General features: G+C 62.7%; 5 protein-coding genes and 2 tRNA genes. 3 read left to right on the forward strand and 4 right to left on the reverse strand.

Annotated features, from left to right (window positions below):
- The first annotated feature begins 66 nt into the window (after positions 1-66).
- Both M2S36_RS24110 and M2S36_RS24115 read left to right on the forward strand, forming a co-directional pair.
- Positions 67-143 (forward strand) — tRNA-Pro (locus M2S36_RS24110).
- 5 nt (positions 144-148) lie between these two features.
- A tRNA-Lys gene (locus M2S36_RS24115) sits at positions 149-224 on the forward strand.
- A gap of 136 nt (positions 225-360) precedes the next feature.
- Here the strand turns inward: M2S36_RS24115 and M2S36_RS24120 are convergent.
- From M2S36_RS24120 to M2S36_RS24135, 4 genes are all read right to left on the reverse strand, one after another.
- Positions 361-1,656, reverse strand: a complete 1,296-nt coding sequence (locus tag M2S36_RS24120; protein WP_063911149.1) for an NAD(P)/FAD-dependent oxidoreductase — start codon at positions 1,654-1,656, stop codon at positions 361-363.
- Positions 1,657-1,740: 84 nt separating this feature from the next.
- Positions 1,741-1,914: a DUF3094 family protein gene (locus M2S36_RS24125; protein ID WP_013970765.1), complete on the reverse strand. Its 174-nt coding sequence runs from the start codon at positions 1,912-1,914 to the stop codon at positions 1,741-1,743.
- A gap of 133 nt (positions 1,915-2,047) precedes the next feature.
- Positions 2,048-2,677, reverse strand: coding sequence for a DUF1780 domain-containing protein (locus M2S36_RS24130; RefSeq protein ID WP_013970766.1), 630 nt, complete (start codon positions 2,675-2,677; stop codon positions 2,048-2,050).
- Between the two features lie 55 nt (positions 2,678-2,732).
- Positions 2,733-3,164, reverse strand: a complete 432-nt coding sequence (locus M2S36_RS24135; RefSeq protein ID WP_063911150.1) for a hypothetical protein — start codon at positions 3,162-3,164, stop codon at positions 2,733-2,735.
- A gap of 85 nt (positions 3,165-3,249) precedes the next feature.
- On the opposite strand from M2S36_RS24135, the gene M2S36_RS24140 reads away from it, so the two are divergent.
- The coding region (locus tag M2S36_RS24140; protein WP_333957986.1) for an energy-coupling factor ABC transporter permease at positions 3,250-3,900 on the forward strand (651 nt) is incomplete at its 3' end.

Here is a 3,900-nt window from a genome sequence, read left to right on the forward strand (position 1 = left end):
AATCCTACACGACCCACCATGTAAAAAGGGCATCTCAAGCGAGATGCCCTTTTTCTTTAAGTATCACGGGGTGTAGCGCAGTCCGGTAGCGCGCCTGCTTTGGGAGCAGGATGTCAGGAGTTCGAATCCCCTCACCCCGACCATTTCCGGGTCGTTAGCTCAGTTGGTAGAGCAGTTGGCTTTTAACCAATTGGTCGTAGGTTCGAATCCTACACGACCCACCATGAAAAAAAGGGCATCTCGAATGAGATGCCCTTTTTTTTGCCTGGCAGAATTGTGAGCCAGCATTGCGCGCGGTCGTTTGTGGGAGCGGCCTTGTGTCGCGAAAGGGGCGCAAAGCGCCCCCGGCAATCTTCAGTGTCAGTGCAACTTCAACCTAGGCTCGGTACCCCGGCCAATCTTGCTTCCCAGCATCATCAACGCCGTGCGGAAGAACCCGTACAACGCCATCTGGTGCATCCGGTACAGCGACACATAGAACATCCGCGCCAGCCAGCCCTCCAGCTTCACGCTGCCCATCAGGTTACCCATCAGGTTGCCCACCGCCGAGAAGCGCGACAGCGACACCAGCGAACCGTAGTCTTTGTACTCATAGGTCGGCAGCGGCTTGTTCTCCAGCCGCGCCTTCAAACTCTGCGCCAGCATCGAAGCCTGCTGGTGCGCCGCCTGGGCGCGTGGCGGCACGTTGCGGTCGCTACCCGGTTGCGGGCAGGCGGCACAGTCACCGAAGGCAAAGATGTTGTCGTCGCGGGTGGTCTGCAGGGTAGGGCGTACCACCAGCTGGTTGATGCGGTTGGTTTCCAGGCCATCGATGTCCTTGAGGAAACCCGGTGCACGGATACCTGCCGCCCACACCTTCAGGCTGGCCTGGATCACTTCACCGTCCTTGGTTTTCAGGCCATCCTCGGTCACTTCACTGACGGCGGCGTTGGTCATCACCTTCACCCCGAGTTTTTCCAGGGTCTTGTGCACCGGCACGCTGATGCGCTCTGGCAGAGCCGGCAAAACGCGCGGGCCCGCCTCGATAATGGTGATGTGCATGTCCTTGGGCTGGATGCGGTCCAGGCCATAGGCCGCCAGTTCGTGCGCCGCGTGGTGCAGCTCGGCTGCCAGCTCCACACCGGTGGCACCGGCACCGACGATGGCCACGCTGATTTTCTCGCTGGCCACATCACCGGCATGGGCACGCAGGTAGTGGTTGAGCAACTGCTGGTGGAAACGCTCGGCCTGCTTGCGGGTGTCGAGGAACAAGCAGTGCTGCGCCGCGCCCAGGGTGCCGAAGTCGTTGGTGTTGGAACCCACGGCAATGACCAGGGTGTCGTAGCCCAGGGTGCGCGCAGGCAGCAGCTCGCGGCCCTCTTCATCGAGGGTGGCGGCCAGTTGAATCTGTTTGCCTTCACGGTCCAGGCCGCTCATGCGCCCCAGCTGGAAGTTGAAGTGGTTCCACTTGGCCTGGGCCACGTAGTTCAGTTCGTCTTCCGAGGAGTTCAGCGAGCCGGCGGCCACTTCGTGCAGCAGCGGTTTCCAGATGTGCGTGAGGTTGGCGTCGACCAGGGTGATTTCGGCCTGCTTGCGCTTGCCCAGGCTTTTACCCAGGCGGGTCGCCAGTTCCAGGCCGCCGGCGCCGCCGCCGACAATCACGATGCGATGAGTCATGGGGATATCTCATAAGGTTTACGGAATTCGTGGCCCCGGGGGCCGGCCGCAAACTGCACGAGGGGAGGGCGAGCGCGAAGCAGCTCATAGCACCAGTCCACTGAGCAGGCGGCTGATGAGACCCAACCCGATGGTCACGGCCACCACCAGCACAAGGAGCAGCCACGGCCGGAAGGGCCTGCGCTCGACTTGGTGCTGGGGGGCTCGCAGATACTCATCGACACGACGCTGATCTTCCGGATTCAGGCGGCTGGTCATGGTGGGGCCTCGTCAGGTAGACGTTTGTGACTGCGTAAACGCTACAGCGTTCACGCAAGCGCTTGAAACAAATGATAAGGCTTTCTATCTCTGGCGCCGAGTGTACGCCATCGCAAACACTCGCTGCAGTGGATCAAAGACTGATGCCCACATCGAAAACAATGCTGCGGCCCAGGTTGCCACGCAGGAAGTCCGGCGCGTCGGGGTGGGCGAACAGCACCCGGGCAAAGGTCGGCCCCACCAGCGACAGCGAGCGCCAGCCCTGGCGCAGGTATTCGGTGGGCGGCGGGAAGTGGGTGTTGAGGTCGAGTACTTCGCGCTTGAGGCTGGCGAAGGCGATGATGTCCAGCTCGTTCAGCTCCAGCCCGCGTTCCCGGTAGTTGTGCGCCTTCTTGCGCAAGGTCGGCGCCAGGCGCCCCAGCAGCTCGGTGGCACTGATGCGCCGCGGGCGCGCTTCGCGGCGTACCAGCTGCGCCAGGGAAAACGCACTGCGCCGGCGCTGCAGTTCTTCGCGCCATTCATCGTTGAGCCGGCGGCCCTCGTCGAGCACGAAAAACACCTCGAAAGCCGCGTCGCGGAACAGCACGTCTGGTGGTTCCTGCCCGGCCGGGGTGAAGTCCTCGCTGCGGTAGGGGATGTTCAGCCCCTGCAACAGGCGTTGGCACACCCAACGCTCCCGCTCCCACTTGCGGGCGTTGGAGAGAAAGGCATTGGCTTGCTCCGCCTGGATGGTAAGCAGGCGCAGGTAGTCTGAGTCATCCATGCAGACAAGCTTAGCCGCTAATCGATGACGATAAGATGCTGTTTGTGCGCAGAAATCAGCTCAGCACCGGCCATTGCTGCACCACCCCAAGCAGATGCACCAGGCCAAACCCCAGGCAGATCAGCGAACTGACCACGATGAAACGCCGCGAACGCCCGGTGCCCGCCAGCAACAGGGGCCCCAACAGGCCACGCACCAGGTACACCAGGGTGATCAGGCAGATGGCCGGCAGCAGCAAGGGCAGCCGTCCGATGGCCCCGGCAGCTGACAGCGCATAGGCCGACCAGGCCAGCAGCACGCAGGCGATGGCTGCAGTGATCAGCCCCGGGTACCAGCGGCCTTTTTCGGCGGCCACGGCCATGCGCTCACCGGCGCCGAACAACCGGTACCAGCGCGGCCCGACGGCGATGATGGCCAAGTGAAGTACGCCGATGATGGCGTTGAGGGCTGCTGCCAGCAGCAGGGCGAGGTTGATTCCTTCCGGCATGAGCAATGCTTCCTGCATCGTATGAAGGCGCTAGCCTAGCGCAACCGAATGAAACGGAGAATGGGTGTAGACTCGCGTTATCCACATGGCTGCAAGGGGTATTCGTCAGGTGATCAGCGCGCAGGTGTTGTCCGGCACCACCCTTACGCTTGGCTGGCTGGGTTATGTGCCGTTGCTGGTCTGGGCGGTCAGCCGGGTTGGCTGGGTTGAGCTGTTCACTGACCGGCGCCGCCAGCATCTGCTGTTTGGCACGGTGTTCTGCCTGTTTGCACTGTGGCTGGTGCGGCGCGATTTCGATACCGGGGTGTCGTACCACTTCATCGGCATGACGGCGGTCACGCTGCTGCTGGACTGGCCACTGGCGGTGCTGGGTGGGTTCATGGCCCAGCTCGGCTTGCTGGTGCTGGGGCGCCAGGACCTGGCGGCGCTGGGGGTGAATGGCTTGTTGCTGGTTGGCCTGCCGGTGCTGATAGCCGAGGCGTGCGCGATAGCGGTCGAGCGCGCCCAGCCGCAGAACCTGTTTGTGTATATCTTCTGTTCAGGGTTCTTCCCGGCGGCACTGACGGTGCTGGCCTGCCTTTCGGTCGGGCTGGGGCTGCTGTGGCTGGACGGGCGCTTCGCCATGCCGGAGTGGCTCAGCGATTTTGTCGGCTACCTGTGGCTGATGATGTTCCCCGAAGCGTTCATCAACGGCACGGTAATCAGCGCGCTGGTGGTGTTTTGCCCGGAGTGGCTG

This window comes from Pseudomonas sp. SF2 (genome assembly GCF_036858055.1).
Classification (GTDB): Bacteria; Pseudomonadota; Gammaproteobacteria; order Pseudomonadales; family Pseudomonadaceae; genus Aquipseudomonas.

What these genes read in the sequence shown, in the direction of transcription:
- M2S36_RS24120 (WP_063911149.1), bottom strand. Translation starts at nt 1,656, where the DNA reads ATGACTCATCGCATCGTGATTGTCGGCGGCGGCGCCGGCGGCCTGGAA.
- M2S36_RS24125 (WP_013970765.1), bottom strand. Translation starts at nt 1,914, where the DNA reads ATGACCAGCCGCCTGAATCCGGAAGATCAGCGTCGTGTCGATGAGTAT.
- M2S36_RS24130 (WP_013970766.1), bottom strand. Translation starts at nt 2,677, where the DNA reads ATGGATGACTCAGACTACCTGCGCCTGCTTACCATCCAGGCGGAGCAA.
- M2S36_RS24135 (WP_063911150.1), bottom strand. Translation starts at nt 3,164, where the DNA reads ATGCCGGAAGGAATCAACCTCGCCCTGCTGCTGGCAGCAGCCCTCAAC.